Raw genomic sequence first — 15,414 nt, forward strand, 5'->3', positions numbered from 1 at the left:
CTCATTGGGCGAGTTGAGGGCCACGGGGCGGAAAAGCATTGCTAAAGAGAAGTTAACCGACCAGCGAGAGCGCGAGGTCGGTCAGCGAGACACCGGCCAGCGAAAGCAAGTTGACCGCGAGCGTGCCGGCGAGGAACAGCGGGAGAATCGTCCGGACCGACCAGAGCCACGCCGGACCGACCGACTGGACCCGCGACCCTGCGCCGGTCGAGTACTCGGTGAGGGCGTCCTTGCCCAGCACCCACCCGACGAAGACGAGGAAGCCGACGAGACCGGTCGTCAGCATCAGGTCCACGAGCGTTCCCGCGACGAAGCCGAACAGCGCGGGATTCAGCGCGTTCGCACTCCCGGTCAGCAGGACGAGGCTCGCAATCGAGAGCGTCGCACTCCGGCGAGAGACGCCGTGTTCGTCCACGAGGTAGGCGACCGGGATTTCGAGCATGCTGATGGACGACGACAGCGCCGCGAGGACGATGACGCCGAAGAAGACGACTGCGAGGAGTTGGCCGAGGGGGACCTGCGAGAACGCGCCGGCCAGACTCACGAATAGCGCGCCGGGGCCGCCGCCGGACGCCGCCGGGCCGGTCAGTTCGCCGAAGGTGGCGAACAGCAGGGGGAAGACCACGAAGCCCGCGAGGACGCCGACGCCGGTGTTCAGCACTGCGATGAGGCTCCCGTCCGAGGCCAGATTGTGGTCGTCGCCGAGGTAGGAGGCGTAGGTAATCATTGTGCCGACGCCGAGCGAGAGGGTGAACAGGGCCTGTCCGGCCGCCGCGCCCAGCACGTCGAAGAAGTTGGCTCGGAGGTAGCCGGCGTCGAAGTCCAAATAGAACGAGAGGCCTGCACCTGCGCCGGGCCGAGTTATCGCCCACCCGGCCAGCGCGACCAGCAGAACCACGATTGCGGGCATCATGATTTTGGTCGCCTTCTCGATGCCGTCCCGAATCCCGCCGACCACGACGAGGGCCGTCAGCGCGAGGAAGCCGATGTGGAAGCCGACCGCGCCGAGACCGTAGTCGATGGCCTTGAAGTATTCGCCGGGTGCCCCGAAGTACCCGCCGGTGAAACTGGCGACGAAGTACCGGAGAATCCATCCGCCGACGACGCTGTAGAACGACAGCAGGACGATTGCGGTCACGACGCCGAACAGGCCGACCGCGCCCCACGATTTCGAACCGGACGAGAGCCGGTAGAGCGCGCCAGCAGGGTTGCGCTGGGAGCGCCGCCCGATGACGAACTCCGCCAGCAAGCCGGGGACCCCGACTAGCAGGACGATTGCGAGATATACGACCAGAAACGCGCTTCCCCCGTTTTCGGCTGTCATCCACGGGAAGCGCCAGACGTTACCGAGTCCGACCGCGCTCCCGACCGCGGCGAGGATGAAGCCGAGCCGGGTGCGCCACGATTCACGTGCCATTGACACACAGTCGCTCACATGGCCATAAGAGTTTTTCGAGTTACGAATCGTTAATTCGAAAATACGACGTTCTTTCGGGCGTGATTCGGTATTTCTATCGAAGGCACCCGGAGTTCTTCGGAGATGGTCCTACGAAGCGTAGATTCACCCCCGCGTATCCGGACATCTGACTACGATTCTTAACCAAGCTGTCGAGAGTGACGAGAAACTAACGAGTGGAGCATCGCGCACGACGAAAAAAGAAACGACGAGCAGTCTGCGGTGTTCGGTCGGTTCTAGAAGTACGCTCCCGACGCGAGACCGGTGTAGAGCGCCTCGACGCCGAGGTAGAGGGTCACGATGACCGCGACGGGGACGACGAGTCGGACCCACCACAGCCACGCCGAGGTGAACGACTCGCCGACGGACGAGCCGCGGCCGAGTTCGTCCACGGCCTCTCGGTCGGCGACCCAGCCGACGAAGACGGCCAGAAGCAGGACCGAGATGGGGAGCAGAAGCTTGAACACCAAGTCGTTGTAGAACCCGAGCCACGAAGTGCCGAACGTCGCGGGCACGCCGATGACGGCGATGAGGCCGCCCATCGCCACGGCAGTCGTGGAGCGCTTGTAGCCGTAGTTCTCGCTGACGTAGGACACCGGGACCTCCAGTAGGCTGATGGAACTGGAGAGGGCGGCGAACAGCAGGACGGCGAAGAAGAAGAAACCGATGATGCCGCCTGCCGGCAGGCTACCGAAGGCACCAGCCAGCGCCACGAACGCGGTACCGGCACCGCCACCTGCGCCCTCTGCGCCGCCCGTGGCGAACAGGATGGGGAAGACGACGAAGCCAGCGAGGAGCGCGATGAGGGTGTTGACGACGACGATAGCGCCGCCGTCGGCCGGGAGGCTGTCGTCGCGCCCGAGGTACGACGAGTAGGCTATCATCACGCTGAATCCGAGCGAGAGGGTGAAGAACGCCTGTCCCATCGCGGGCGGGACGATGGAGCCGAAGTTACTGGCGATGACGCCGAAGTCCGGCGAGAGGTAGTAGCTGTACCCCTCGGCCGCGCCGTCGAGCGTCGTCGCCCATCCGGCGAGTGCGACGAGTAGGAGCAGAACGCCGGGAATCATGACCTTGGTCGCACGTTCGATACCGTCGGTGACGCCGGAGGCCACGATGCCGATGGTCAACACCATAAACACGAGGTGGCCGCCGATTGCAGTCGGTCCCGAAGCGACAGAGCCGAAGTAGGCTCCGGCGTCGCCGAAGTACGCGCCGGTCGCGCTACCGAGGATGTAGCTGAGAACCCAGCCGCCGACGACGCTGTAGAACGACAGCGTGATGAGCGACGAGAACAGACCGAGGCCGCCGGTGAACGACCAGTTACCGTAGCCGATTTTTCCGAACGAAGCGATGGGGTTCTGCTCGCCGCGCCGACCGATGACGAACTCGACCATCATGGTCGGGAAGCCGATGAGGAACACGGCCAGCAGGTAGACCACGAGGAAGGCCGCACCACCGTTCGCGGCGGTCTGGAAGGGGAACGACCAGATGTTCCCGAGACCGACCGCGCTACCGACTGCGGCGAAAATGAATCCAATGCGACTCGTCCACGTTTCTCGTTGTGCCATGTGTGTGAGGGTAGCTTTCAAACCACGCGGTATAAACGGAACGATTCGAAAGAGGGCGTGCGCTTTTTGCCGGAAGTTCTTTGACACGTCCAGTAGTCCGGCCGAAATTAGACGAACGTTCAGGCCGCGCCAGCGAGGAGTCTACGCCTCCCCGTAAACCGGGACTGCCGCGCCGCTGGTGACGCCGGTCGCGTCCGAGCAGAGGACCAGCACGGTTTCGGCGATGTCGGCGGGGTCCACCCACTTGTCGTGGTCGGCGTCGGGCATCATCTCGCGGTTGGCGGGCGTGTCGATGACGCTGGGCATGACCGCGTTGGCTCTGACCTCGCCGGTGTGCTCCTCGGCGATGGTCTCGGTCAGCAGGCGGACGCCGGCTTTCGAGGCTCTGTATGGACCATCTCCCTCGCCGCCTTCGAGCGAGGAGCGCGCCGAGACCGAGACGATGGCTCCGCCACCCGCCGACTCCCGGAGGTGCGGTAGGGCGTGCTTGCTGGCGAGGAACATCGTCTTGAGGTTCACGTCGAACAGCAGGTCGAAGGTTTCGGCGTCGGTCTCCTCGATTGGAGTCCCGCCGCGCCACGTACCGGCGATATTGGCGAGGTAATCGAGGCCGTCGTGGTCCGCCGTGACCTCGGAGACGACGCGCTCGACCTCGCTCTCGTCGGTGCAGTCGCCTTCGTAGAAGTGGACGCGCTCGCGGTCGGTATCGAGTTCGGCGTCCTCGTCGTCGGGCGCTACCATGTCCGCGGCGGCGACGGTTGCGCCCGCCTCGGCGAACTCCTCGCAGACCGCGCTTCCGAGTGCGCCGCTGGCACCGGTCACGAGTGCCACGTCGTCGGTGAAGTCGAAGGTGACGTTCATACAGTCGTGGTAACGTCCCCTAATGGAATAAAAAGGGCGGCGCGGTCCTCATCGGACCGAACCGGACTCGGACTCCGCCAAATTCGGGGGCGGACCCCGGCCAGTTTTCCGGCGGGACCGCGAACCGCCGGCCATGCGACTCGTCGCTCACCGCGGGTTCGCCGACCGCTACCCCGAGAATACGGTCCGGGCCTTCGAGGACGCCGCCACCGTCGCCGACTGGATAGAACTCGACGTGCGCCGGTGCGAGTCGGGCGAACTCGTCGTCTTCCACGACGACCGATTGGATAGGTTGACGGGCGCGTCCGGCCGGGTCGCCGAGACGCCGTGGGAGACGCTTCGGACGCTCGACGTGCTTGATTCTGGTGAGGAGGTTCCGGTCCTCGGAGACGCTCTCGCGGCGATTCCGGCGTCGGTCGGCGTCAACGTCGAACTCAAGGAGCGCGGTCTGTCTGCCGACGCGCTGGCAATCGCCGAGGAGGTCGGGAACGATGTGGTGGTCTCCTCGTTCGACGCCGAGACCCTGCGCGAGGTTCGGGAAGCGGACTCCTCGGTCTCGCTGGCGTTCATCACGAGGGAAGCGACCGGCGCGGTCGAAACCGCCCGCGAACTGGGGTGTGAGTTCCTGCATCCCCACTTCGAGGCGTGTCTCGACGCCGAGGACGACGCCGGAACGGGACTCGTAGCGCAGGCCCACGACGCCGGACTGGAAGTCAATGCATGGACCGTGAAAACCCCCGAGGAGGCCGACGCGCTCCGGGCGGTCGGCGTTGACGGTCTCATCGCCGACTCGCCGGACGTGCGATAGAGTGGCGTGACAGGCGTTGACGACCGCGTTTCGGTTCGGGGACCTTTTTGTCGGCCACCCCTTCAACCGGACCAATGAGTTACAAAATCGGCCTCGTGGGCAAGCCCTCGGTGGGCAAGTCCACGTTCTTCAATGCCGCGACGATGAACGACGTGCCCGAAGGGGCCTACCCCTTCACGACCATCGACCCCGCGGTGGGCGAGGCCTACGTCCGGGTCGAGTGCGCCGCGCCGGAGTTCGACGAGGAGTGTACGCCAAACGTCGGGTTCTGCGAGGAGGGCACCCGGTTCGTCCCGACCAAACTCGTGGACGTGGCGGGCCTGATTCCCGGTGCCCACGAGGGGGCCGGACTGGGCAACCAGTTCCTGACCGACCTCAACGAGGCCGACGTGCTGGTTCACGTCGTGGACTTCTCGGGCAAGACCGACATCGAGGGCGAACCCACCGAAAATCACGACCCCCGCGAGGACATCGACTTCCTCGAAAACGAACTCGACATGTGGTACCTCGAAGTGCTGGAGAAGGGCATCGACCGCTACGAGAGCGGGTACGACGGCAACGACGACGACATCGAGGTCGAACTCGCCGAGCAGATGAGCGCCTTCCGGACCAACAAGGACGAAATCAAGCGCGAAATCCTCTCGCTCGGTCTCGACTTGGACCCCGCCGAGTGGGACGACGACGACCGAGAGGACTTGGCCCGCGAAATCCGGAAGACGACCAAGCCGATGGTCATCTCAGCGAACAAGATGGACACCCCCGAGGCGCAGGAAAACTTCGAGGAGATAACGTCGGACCCCGAGTACGAGCATCTGACGGTCGTTCCCGCCAGCGCCCACGCCGAGAAGGCGCTCAAGCAAGCCGACGAGCAGGGTGCGGTCGAGTACCGACCCGGCGACTCGGACTTCGAAATCGTCGGCGACGTGTCGGGCGACCAGCGCGAAGGTCTGGAAGCAATCGAGGAGTTCGTCGCCGAGTTCGAGGGCACCGGCGTCCAGCGCGCGCTCGAAGAAGCCCTGTTCGAGGAGTTGGGCCTCGTGCCGGTCTTCCCCGGCGGCGCGAACGGTCTGGGCAACGAGAACGGCGAGGTCCTTCCCGACTGCTTCCTCCTGCCCGAGGGCGCGACGGCCGAGGACTTCGCCCACCACATCCACTCGGACCTCGGCGAGGGCTTCCTCCACGGCATCGACTGCCGGAGCAACCGGCAGGTCGGCGCTGACACCCAACTCGACAGTCGGGACGTTATCGACATCGTTTCGACCAACTGAAAGCGCAAGGAGATTAATTAGTTGTCTCTAAGCAGTTTTTCTATTTCTTTAGAACGTATTTGGATATATTAGCAACGAGCGCCCGGCCGCGAGTGGCCGGGGATTCAGAAAAGTGTCTTTTCCGCTCTGGCTTGTCCGGTTTCGTCAGGTAACTCATGTTCTCCTCGGCGGTGCCTTGAGTTCGAGTTGATGAGACTCGACGCCGAGGAGTAAGTAGTCTCGGCCGACTATTTTCCGACACGCTTTTCGGTGTACTCTGAGAGGGGCCGAGCGCGGTGTTACAGCACCGCGCGAAAAAGATGTCCGAGATGCTACTCTACTGTCGTAGCAGTACCGCGTACTGCCTACGATACATCGCCTACTTCTACCGGCGACCATTTAAAATTGCCGATTACACCTATTCTCCCACTACCGAGGACTCCCGAACGACGCATGAGATTGAATCCCACAGAAAAGCGTCGCTGTCCCCGACGATTCCGATACTCCTAACTCTTGGGCGGGAAAAGTTGCGTGCGAGTCCAGAATGAGATTACACGAGTATCAGGCGAAGAGCGTCTTCGCCGACGCAGGAATTCCGACGCCGGACGCGACGCTGGCGTCGTCGGTCGAGGAGGTAGTCGAGGCCGCAGAGGACATCGGCTACCCCGTCGCCGTCAAGGCACAGGTACACGTCGGCGGTCGCGGCAAGGCCGGCGGCATCAAACTCGCCGAGAGCAAGGCGGAGGCCGAGGAGGCCGCCGAGTCCATCATCGGCATGGACCTCAAGGGCTACCACGTCGAGCGCGTGCTGGTCGAGGAGGCCGTGGACTTCAAGAACGAACTCTACGTGGGCGTGACCATGGACCGCGGCGAGGGCAAGCCCGTGGCGATGGTCTCGACCAAGGGCGGCGTGGACATCGAGTCCGTCGCCGAGGAGACCCCCGAAGCCATCGCGCGAGAACACATCGACCCCGCGTTCGGGATGCACCACTATCAGGCCCGCAAGGCGGTCTACGACGCGGGCGTCCCCCGAGAACTCGCCTCTGACGTGGCGAGCGTCCTCCAGACGATGTATCAGCTCTGGGACGACCGCGACGCCAGCGAGGTCGAAATCAACCCCCTGATGGTCACGGAAGACGACGAAATCATCGCGGCCGACGCCGTGATGAACATCGACGACGACGCCCTGTTCCGCCAGCAGGAACTCGCCGAGATGGAGGAGGAGACCTTCGAGGACGACCTCGAACGCAAGGCCGGCGAGTACGGCTTCGACTACGTTCGACTCTCGGGCAACGTCGGCATCATCGGAAACGGTGCCGGTCTGGTCATGACGACCCTCGACCTCGTGGACTACTACGGCGGCGAACCCGCCAACTTCCTCGACATCGGTGGCGGCGCGAAGGCCGAGCGAGTCGCCAACGCGCTGGACATGGTGTTCTCCGACGAGAACGTCGATGCCGTGGTCTTCAACATCTTCGGCGGCATCACTCGCGGTGACGAGGTGGCCAAGGGTATCAACTCCGCGCTCGAACAGTTCGACGAGATTCCCAAGCCCGTGGTCGTTCGCCTCGCCGGGACCAACGCCGAGGAGGGCCGCGAGATTCTGAACGACGAACTCGTCACGGTCGAGGAGACCCTCGAAGACGCGGTTCAGCGCACGGTCGAATACTCCGAGGAGGAAGCACAATGAGCGTTCTAGTCGATTCCGACACCAGAGTCGTCGTACAGGGCATCACCGGCGGGGAAGGCAAGTTCCACGCCGAGCAGATGATGGACTACGGCACCAACGTCGTGGCCGGTGCGGTGCCCGGCAAGGGCGGCCAAGAGGTCAACGGGGTGCCCGTCTACGACACGGTTCACGAAGCGGCCCGCGAGGAGGACGCCGACGCTTCGGTCGTCTTCGTCCCCCCGGCATTCGCCGGAGACGCCGTGTTCGAGGCTCTCGACGCCCCGCTCGACCTCGTGGTCGCCATCACCGAGGGCATCCCCACGCAGGACATGGCGAAGGTCAACAAGCGACTCTCGGAAGTTGACACGCGCCTCATCGGTCCGAACTGTCCGGGCATCATCACCCCCGGCGAGGCCAAACTCGGCATCCTGCCGGGCAACATCTTCGAGTCCGGCGAGGTCGGTCTGGTCTCCCGGTCCGGTACCCTCACCTACCAAGTCGTGGACAACCTGACCTCCCGCGGCATCGGTCAGACCACCGCCATCGGCATCGGCGGCGACCCCATCATCGGCACCGACTTCATCGACGCGCTCGAACTGTTCGAGGCCGACCCCGACACGAAGGCGGTCGTCATGTGCGGCGAAATCGGCGGCGAGGACGAGGAGGAGGCCGCCCGCTACATCGCCGAGAACATGGACACCCCGGTCGCTGGCTTCATCGCCGGTCGGACCGCCCCGCCGGGCAAGCGCATGGGCCACGCCGGAGCCATCGTCTCCGGTAGCGGCACCGGCACGGCGGAGAGCAAAATCAACGCGCTGAACGACGCCGGCGTCCCGGTCGGCGACACCCCGAACGAAGTCGCGGACCACATCGAAGACTTCCTGTAGCGCGTCTCTCGACTCCCGGTCTCGATTCTTTTCCGCTTTTCCGTCCGAGCAGTAATTCGACCGGGTTGGGTGTCGCGTATCGACCTCGAAACTATTTTAATTCTATAATATTTTAATAAGAATTGTGACTCAACTGAGTTCCGGCGACTGGTGGTCCTACGAGCGAGACGATAACGTCGGCGTCTGGACGATACACGACTGGGAGGCGCTATTCGACGAGGGGCTACAGGACGCGGAGAAACATTACAGCGAAACTGCAAATCAAGACGAGATTACCGCGACGATTATCGAGTTCGGGCACGTCGATAGCCTCGGGGCCGAGATGCAGGACCACATGACGGACGCGTGGTCGCAACTCGCCCAGACGGTCGAGTTGGAGCGGACCGCCTACGTGGCGGACGGAATCACGGCGCTGGCGGTCAAATCGAACGTCGAAGCGCCGAACACGGAGTTGGAGACCTTCGAATCGCTCGACTCCGCGCTTGAGTGGGCGAAGGAATAGCGCGGTAAATCGGGTCGAATCCGCCGCGGGCACAGCACTTACCCGCGGCTAACCCTTAGCAAGCCTGTGAAGACACCCCAACCCATTCGGTCGGCGGCGAACGAGGAGGACGACCTGACCATCGCCCGTCGGGAGTACGACGACGAGAGCGTCGTCGTCGTCGTGGACTTCGGCCGGGGCGTCGAGGCCGCACTCGACATCCTCGGCGACACGGTAATCGTGGTCGCGGGGGACCGCCAGTTCGAGTTCGAGGTCCCCGACGACGACACCGAGTTCACCACCAACGAGGGGATGCTCGTCATCACCGAAGAACCCTGAGGCCGCGGTATTCGGGTTCGACGCTTCGGTGACGATTCTCGTCCGACGAGTACCGAGACGATTCGTCTCGTGCGCTCGCTCGGGGTCCGGGAGACAGCCAGATAATTGCTTGAGAATTAAATATCGTTTTCTGAGAATTCTAAATGTTCCCTAGAGCGGGACGCGCCTTACCGATTCAGTTCGCCGAGACACTGCTGGCAGTAGCGCGCGCCGTTCATGTTCGTCGCGCCGCAGGTAGCACAGACGTAGGAGTCGGCGGTGGGCACGGAGTCGCCCGCGGACGAACCGCTCGACCCGCGGCCGTCGGCCCGAATCGGTCCCTTGTCCAGCGCCTCGGCGGCGGCGCTCGACACGTCTCGCGGTGCGTCGTCGCTCTCGGCCAGTCGCATCAGGAGCGCGTCGTCCCGGAGTTTCTCCAGTCCGCGCATCAACCCGAGGAACAGTAACGTCGGCGAGGCGATGACGAAGCAGGCGACCAGCAGTCGGAGGGCGAGGTCCATATGCGTGAGCCTTGAGCGATGATTATTAATTGTTCCGATTATTTGAATCCATGCCTGTCGGTACCGAACCGGGAGCGGTCGGAGTCCGATGCGGAGGCGTCCGGAGGAGTCGGCGTCGTCCGCAACCGGTCGTCGTCAGCGCACGGCCGACTCGTCGGTCGCGTCGAGTCGGCGGGCGATTCGCTCGTGGGTCGCCGGCGAGGAGGTCCCTGTTGCCGGAAACGCGGGGTTCTCGGTCCGTCGTGTCGCGTCGGGAGCGGTCCATGGGTGTCGGAGTACAAGTCGTCGGCCCACATCAAACTAATCGAGGTATTGACATATTCCGGTACGGCCGAATTGGTGTGCGAAATCCTACCACAGTAGGCGAATCCGAGGGGGGCCGAGTCCGACGACGGAGAACGGAGTCCCGAGCGAGTCGAAACGAAAACGAAGAGGACGGGGCGAGGATGGATGACAGTCTGCAACCGTCGGCGAGTCGTCGTCACCGCATCGCGTCGAGGTCAACGAATCCGGCGTCGTCGGCGGTGAGCCACGAGGACATTCGCTCCGTGCCCGAGGCCTCGCCGGGGTAAATCGTCCGTCGGTCGGGTCGTTCGTCGTATTCGACGACGACCGAATCCAACTCGATGGAGGGCCGGTCCGCGCGTGGTTCAGTCTCGAAATCGAAGTCCGTCTCGGTCGGGGTGTCGAGGGTGTCGGGGTCCGTACTCATGGTACTCCGGCCGCATCCGTGACTGGGACCTGAATCGGTTAAGTATTTTCTATGACGGATATATATACGTTAGAACCGTTCAGGAGACGAAACTACCGAGGAGAGCGGTCGGGATTCGACCGCAACTCTCCCGAGAAGTGGTCCGTGTTCTCTTGACACAACCGAGGTGGTATCTCATCTCATCCGCTTCCGTAAAGTAGTTTTCAGTGGCGTGTCAACGAGGTATCGCGTTCCGTAACCGTCTCGCCACCGGGTGTTTTGCGCCCGTCGGAGCGTAGTTGGCGAGATGCATCTCACGGGACAGGGAAACTAACGATGACAGGTACGACGCGAACGGTCCTCGTTGCGGCGCTGTTGGCGCTTGCCGTCTTCACCGGCGTAGCCCTCGCAAGCCCCGCAACTTCGACGACAGCAGACGTACAGGCGAACGAAACGACGACGGCGAACGATACGGCGACGAACGAGACGACGACGGCAAACGATACGGCGACGAACGAGACGACGACCGCTACCGAGACGACGAACGAAACGGCGGCGAACGAAACCGCATCGAACGAGACGACGCCGAACGAGACGGCGTCCGTGTCGGCCCCCGACCAGCAGTTCGACGGCGAGTCGCTGTCCGTCGATTCGGCGACCCTCCCCGACGGCGGGTTCGTGGTCGTCTACAACCAGAGCGGCGCTGTGCTGGGTCACACCGACTACCTCGACGCTGGCAACCACACCAATCTCACCGTCTCGCTGAACGCGACGCTCGAGGACCCGCAGGTGCTGGTGCTGGGCGTCTACCGCAACAACGGTAGCCAGACGTTCAACGCCTCGCAGGACTCCGTGTCGTACATGACGGCCAACGACAAGGAAGTCTCGGACGTGGCCTACGTCTACTTCCAGAAGCGCGGTGCCGAGACGACCGCCGACGAGTCCACCGACCGGTCCACCGAGATGGAGACCGAAACGACCACCGAATCTGCGATGAGTGACGAGACCGAGGAGACGACCACCGAGTCCTCCGGCGGTATCCCCGGCTTCACGCCGAGTACCGCAGTCGTCGCCCTCGTCGCGGCCGCCCTCATCGGCTGGCGGCGAAGCTAACGCCTCGAACTCCGACCGTCCTCCGCGCACCGGTTCGGGACGACGATTTCCGCGCGGCTATTTTTCGGGGTCGAAACCCGACAGTTACATCACAGGACCCGATGAATCGGGCCGAGTAGTTCATAGGGTGTCGCGTCGTGCGCTCGGACGGTGACTCTGAACACGCCAGACGCCGAGACCGGTGGCGTCGGAGCGACGACCGGCGAGACGCCCGCGGACGCGGCCGTCGTCGTCCCCATCATCGACGCGGCGAGCAGTGCCGCCTGCCTCCGGTCGCTCGGACGGCGCGGAATCCCGACGGTCGCAGTCTCCGAACAGCGGACCGCCCCGGCGCTCCGGTCGAAGTTCTGCGAGGAGGTCGTCAAAATCCCCGACCCAAACGAGCGGTTGGACGCCTACGCCGAGGTTCTCCGGTCGCTCGCTGGCCGGTCCGACGTGCGGACCGTCATCCCGGTCCGCGAGGAGGACGTGTACGTGCTGGCCAAGCACCGCGAGCAGTTCGCCGAGGAGGTGGCGACGCCGTGGCCCGGCCTCGAAACGCTTCGGAACGTCCAAGACCGGGTGCGACTGTTCGACGCCGCGGAGTCGGCCGACGTTGCCCGACCGAAGACCGCGACCCTCGACGAGTGGGACGACTGGGACCGCGAGGCCATCGTCAAGCCTCGATACACGGTTCGAGCCACGGAGTACCTCGAATCCGAGGCTCGCGCCCCCGACGAAAGCCGGAGCCAACACAGTTCGACGCGATTCCTGACGCCGGGGACAGAACCGGACCGCGACGAGTTGGTGGCCGAGATGGGCCACGTCCCGCTGGTCCAAGAGTACGTGCCCGACTCCGACGAGTACGCCTTCTTCGCGCTCTACGACGAGGGCGACCCGGTTGCCACTTTCCAGCACCGCCAGCGCAGGGGATACAAGTACTCTGGCGGGCCGAGCGCCTTCCGGGAGTCGGTCGATATTCCGGCGCTCGATTCGGCCGGCCGGCGACTGCTGGCCGAGTTGGACTGGCACGGACTGGCGATGGTCGAGTTCCTCCGGAATCCCGAGACCGGCGATTTCGAACTCATGGAAATCAACCCCCGGTTCTGGACCTCGCTCCCCTTCACGGTGCAGGCGGGCGTGAACTTCCCGTACTACTACTGGCAGATGGCCGGCGGAAACCCGCCCGAACGCGAACCGGATTACGAGGTCGGGACCGCGAGCCACCTGCTCCGGGGCGAACTCCTGCACCTCTACAGCATCCTGTTCGAGGACTATCCCCTCGTGAAGCGCCCCTCGTTCGCAGAGTCGGTGCGGGATGTCGGGGCGTCACTCGTGGCACATCCCCGGTTCGACTATCTAGGCCTGAGCGACCCGATGCCGGCGGTGCAGGACTTGAAGAACGTCGGGTCGGAACTGCTCACGGGGCGGAAATCCGGCCGGTCGCGGTGAGACCCACCGAACTCCACAACCTTTTGCCGATTCGAAGCGGGCGTTCCTGCATGAACGCACCGGACTCGCCAGACTCACCGGACCCATCGAATTTGCCGGACCCGCCGAACCCGCCGACGACCGATTACGACCGACTCGCCGACGCGCTGGCCGCGAACGACGCCGACGCCTTCGTCCACGTCGGCGACAGGTTCGACGACTTGCTCCGGTATCTGACCCGGTTCGGCGGCCCGGACCGAGCCTACGCCTTCGTCTACGCCGACGGGGACGCCCACCTCTGCGCGCCGTCGCTGTTCGCCGAGCAGGCCGAACGGGAATTCCCCGGCGAGAGCGTTCACGCGGCGAGCGAGCAGGTCTCCTCGGACGCCGCCGAACGGGCGCTGGAAGTCCTCGGCGGACGGGAAGACGGCCCCGACGTATCGACCGACGACTGCCGGGTCGTCGTCCCGCCGACCGTCTCCACCGCGACGAAGGAAACGCTGGCAGGCGGCGTCGGCGAACTCCGCACCGAAGCGGTCGATGTGGGCCGAGCGCGGAAGGCCGACGCCGAGCGGGCCTGCCACGCCTTCGTCCAGCGGGCCGCACAGCGAGGGATGGCCCGCGCCGAGGCGGTCCTCTCGGCGGCCGAACTTGACAGCGACGAGGTTCGGTGGCGGGGCGACCTCCTCACGACCGAGCGACTCCGCAGAGCGGTCAACGCTACCCTGTCGCGGTGGGGCGTGACCGACGCCGGGAACTCTGTCATCGGTGCCGGTCCGACCTGCGCCGACCTCCACTTCACCGGCGAGGACGTGATTCGCCCCGGTGAGACGGTCCTGCTGGACCTCTCGCCGCGAGGCCCGCACGGCTACTACGCCGACCTCACGCGGACCTTCGTCCTCGGCGAGGCGGACGAGTGGGCGACGACCGCCTACGAGGCAGTGCTGGAGGCGCAGGACGCCGCACTCGCGGTGCTGGAAGGCGGTGCAGGAACCCGAGGAGAGGCGGCCCACGACGCCGCGACCGACGTGCTGGCCGAGTACGGTTTCGACGCTGGCGACGTTGACGTGGGGATGTACCACGGCCTCGGGCACGGCGTCGGGGTGAGTCTGCACGAGGGTCCGTCGCTTGCCGGCGACGAGGTTCTGGAAGCCGGAAACGTGGTGACGGTCGAACCCGGCGTGTACGACCCCGAGGTGGGCGGCGTCCGAATCGAGGACTTGGTGGTGATTACTGGGGAGGGGTACCGGAATCTGACCGACTACCCGCGGGAGATGGTTCCGGGGCGCTGGCGAGAATAGCTGGTCGTAAACCGAGTTCTCCTCGGATTCGTGGTCGAAGTATGGGGTCGGGGCGGATTCGAACCTGAGCAAGACATTCCGGGATGCTCACTTCGTTGTCGTTCGAGAGAGCTTTGCTCTCTCGTGATGACGAAAATCTTCGATTTTCGAACCACGCTTCCGGGCTGTGACTTGCAGGGTTCGAATCCTTCAAACCATTTCGACGGCGCAGACTCCTCGCTTCGCTCGTCGTGTTGCGCCGTCAGAAATGGGTCGGGGCGGATTCGAACCGCCGACCTGCTCCGTGTGAAGGAGCTGTCATAACCGGACTAGACTACCGACCCGCGCATCCCATGCTTTCGCCTTCCGGGACTTAAGACTTACTTTACGCTCGGAAAATCCGCCGTCGTCCGGGAGTTCCCCGAGGAGGACCGCTCAAACCCGACGGCGCGCCTTTCGCACGGCGCGTCGAGCGCGGTCCACGGCCTCGTCCTCGGTCGCTTTCAGTTCGGTGCGCCACTTCTCCCGGCGGGTCGTGGCTTCTTTCTCTCTGCCGGTGGCCTCGCGGAGTCGGCGCTCGACCGGCGCGAGTTCGTCGCGCAGGCCGCGGGTCAGGTGCTTGCCGGCGCGGCGGGCGTAGTACCATGCGTCCTCGAAGTGCTTGTTCATTTCTCACACACCATTATGTTCTTACGGCAAGGACAGATATAGCTTTTACCCTCGGGTGGACCGCTTTGGCGTCGTCCTCGGGTGGAAAATCGAGGACTGGTGGGTCAGCGTTCACCTCTAAGACGACTATACAATGCTTAAGAACATATCTTTGTTTGCTTAACACCATTTCTCATATTTCTATTTTGTGCTGGCTCCTCAGAGTCCTGTATGGAGGTGGTGTACCTTGCGCGCTAAACGGGTCGGCCTTCGTGGACCTTTTTAAATGCCGTGTACGGCCCCGGTCCACGAAGCGCGGGGGCCGAGCGAGCGCAGGAGAAAGCTTTATTGAGCCTGTAGGTGGATTTTCACCCCCTGTTGCAGGACCCAGAAAACCCACATCGGGATTGAAACGTGACACTCGCGGCGTACTCGCGCTTCCACGCGGTTGCA

Annotated in this window: 15 protein-coding genes, 1 tRNA gene and 1 CRISPR repeat array (1 of these 17 only partly in view); of the genes, 9 read left to right on the top strand and 7 right to left on the bottom strand. The window is 64.1% G+C overall.

Annotated elements, in window-relative coordinates; translation table 11 throughout:
• Positions 1-52: 52 nt before the first annotated feature.
• The 3 genes from P2T57_RS06620 to P2T57_RS06630 form a co-directional block, all read right to left on the bottom strand.
• Entirely contained in the window at positions 53-1,417 is a 1,365-nt protein-coding gene (locus P2T57_RS06620; protein ID WP_276301697.1) for a sodium-dependent transporter, read from the bottom strand.
• A 275-nt stretch (positions 1,418-1,692) separates the two neighbouring features.
• Positions 1,693-3,027, bottom strand: a complete 1,335-nt coding sequence (locus P2T57_RS06625; protein WP_276301698.1) for a sodium-dependent transporter — start codon at positions 3,025-3,027, stop codon at positions 1,693-1,695.
• 141 nt (positions 3,028-3,168) lie between these two features.
• Positions 3,169-3,888 carry an SDR family NAD(P)-dependent oxidoreductase gene (locus P2T57_RS06630; RefSeq protein WP_276301699.1) on the bottom strand — a complete coding sequence of 240 codons (720 nt, stop codon included), beginning with the start codon at positions 3,886-3,888 and terminating at the stop codon, positions 3,169-3,171.
• 133 nt (positions 3,889-4,021) lie between these two features.
• On the opposite strand from P2T57_RS06630, the gene P2T57_RS06635 reads away from it, so the two are divergent.
• From P2T57_RS06635 to P2T57_RS06660, 6 genes are all read left to right on the top strand, one after another.
• Positions 4,022-4,696, top strand: coding sequence for a glycerophosphodiester phosphodiesterase (locus P2T57_RS06635; RefSeq protein WP_276301700.1), 675 nt, complete (start codon positions 4,022-4,024; stop codon positions 4,694-4,696).
• Positions 4,697-4,770: 74 nt separating this feature from the next.
• On the top strand, positions 4,771-5,964 hold the full coding sequence (locus P2T57_RS06640; protein ID WP_276301701.1) for a redox-regulated ATPase YchF: 1,194 nt from the start codon (positions 4,771-4,773) through the stop codon (positions 5,962-5,964).
• 523 nt (positions 5,965-6,487) lie between these two features.
• Entirely contained in the window at positions 6,488-7,633 is a 1,146-nt protein-coding gene (gene sucC / locus P2T57_RS06645) for an ADP-forming succinate--CoA ligase subunit beta (protein ID WP_276301702.1), read from the top strand.
• Complete coding sequence (sucD, locus tag P2T57_RS06650; protein ID WP_276301703.1) at positions 7,630-8,499, top strand: succinate--CoA ligase subunit alpha; 870 nt, start codon at positions 7,630-7,632, stop codon at positions 8,497-8,499. Before sucC ends, sucD begins: the two co-directional genes overlap by 4 nt.
• Before the next feature lie 124 nt (positions 8,500-8,623).
• Entirely contained in the window at positions 8,624-9,001 is a 378-nt protein-coding gene (locus P2T57_RS06655; protein WP_276301704.1) for a hypothetical protein, read from the top strand.
• A gap of 66 nt (positions 9,002-9,067) precedes the next feature.
• Positions 9,068-9,319: a DUF7127 family protein gene (locus P2T57_RS06660; protein ID WP_276301705.1), complete on the top strand. Its 252-nt coding sequence runs from the start codon at positions 9,068-9,070 to the stop codon at positions 9,317-9,319.
• 167 nt (positions 9,320-9,486) lie between these two features.
• Here P2T57_RS06660 and P2T57_RS06665 read toward each other — a convergent pair whose 3' ends face one another.
• On the bottom strand, positions 9,487-9,819 hold the full coding sequence (locus P2T57_RS06665) for a DUF7577 domain-containing protein (RefSeq protein ID WP_276301706.1): 333 nt from the start codon (positions 9,817-9,819) through the stop codon (positions 9,487-9,489).
• A gap of 481 nt (positions 9,820-10,300) precedes the next feature.
• Complete coding sequence (locus P2T57_RS06670; RefSeq protein ID WP_276301707.1) at positions 10,301-10,531, bottom strand: DUF7511 domain-containing protein; 231 nt, start codon at positions 10,529-10,531, stop codon at positions 10,301-10,303.
• A 315-nt stretch (positions 10,532-10,846) separates the two neighbouring features.
• On the opposite strand from P2T57_RS06670, the gene P2T57_RS06675 reads away from it, so the two are divergent.
• From P2T57_RS06675 to P2T57_RS06685, 3 genes are all read left to right on the top strand, one after another.
• A complete protein-coding gene (locus P2T57_RS06675; RefSeq protein ID WP_276301708.1) occupies positions 10,847-11,623 on the top strand; it encodes a DUF7282 domain-containing protein in 777 nt (258 codons plus the stop codon).
• A 156-nt stretch (positions 11,624-11,779) separates the two neighbouring features.
• Positions 11,780-13,054, top strand: coding sequence for a carboxylate--amine ligase (locus tag P2T57_RS06680; protein WP_420028533.1), 1,275 nt, complete (start codon positions 11,780-11,782; stop codon positions 13,052-13,054).
• Positions 13,055-13,104: 50 nt separating this feature from the next.
• Complete coding sequence (locus P2T57_RS06685; RefSeq protein WP_276301710.1) at positions 13,105-14,334, top strand: M24 family metallopeptidase; 1,230 nt, start codon at positions 13,105-13,107, stop codon at positions 14,332-14,334.
• A gap of 248 nt (positions 14,335-14,582) precedes the next feature.
• Here P2T57_RS06685 and P2T57_RS06690 read toward each other — a convergent pair.
• A tRNA-Val gene (locus P2T57_RS06690) sits at positions 14,583-14,657 on the bottom strand.
• 91 nt (positions 14,658-14,748) lie between these two features.
• On the bottom strand, positions 14,749-14,982 hold the full coding sequence (locus P2T57_RS06695) for a DUF7553 family protein (RefSeq protein ID WP_276301711.1): 234 nt from the start codon (positions 14,980-14,982) through the stop codon (positions 14,749-14,751).
• Positions 14,983-15,338: 356 nt separating this feature from the next.
• Positions 15,339-15,414: a CRISPR direct-repeat array (repeat unit 37 nt; unit sequence GTTGCAGGACCCAGAAAACCCACATCGGGATTGAAAC); it runs 774 nt beyond the window's last position.

Source organism: Halorussus lipolyticus (assembly GCF_029338375.1).
Taxonomy (GTDB): Archaea; Halobacteriota; Halobacteria; order Halobacteriales; family Haladaptataceae; genus Halorussus; species Halorussus lipolyticus.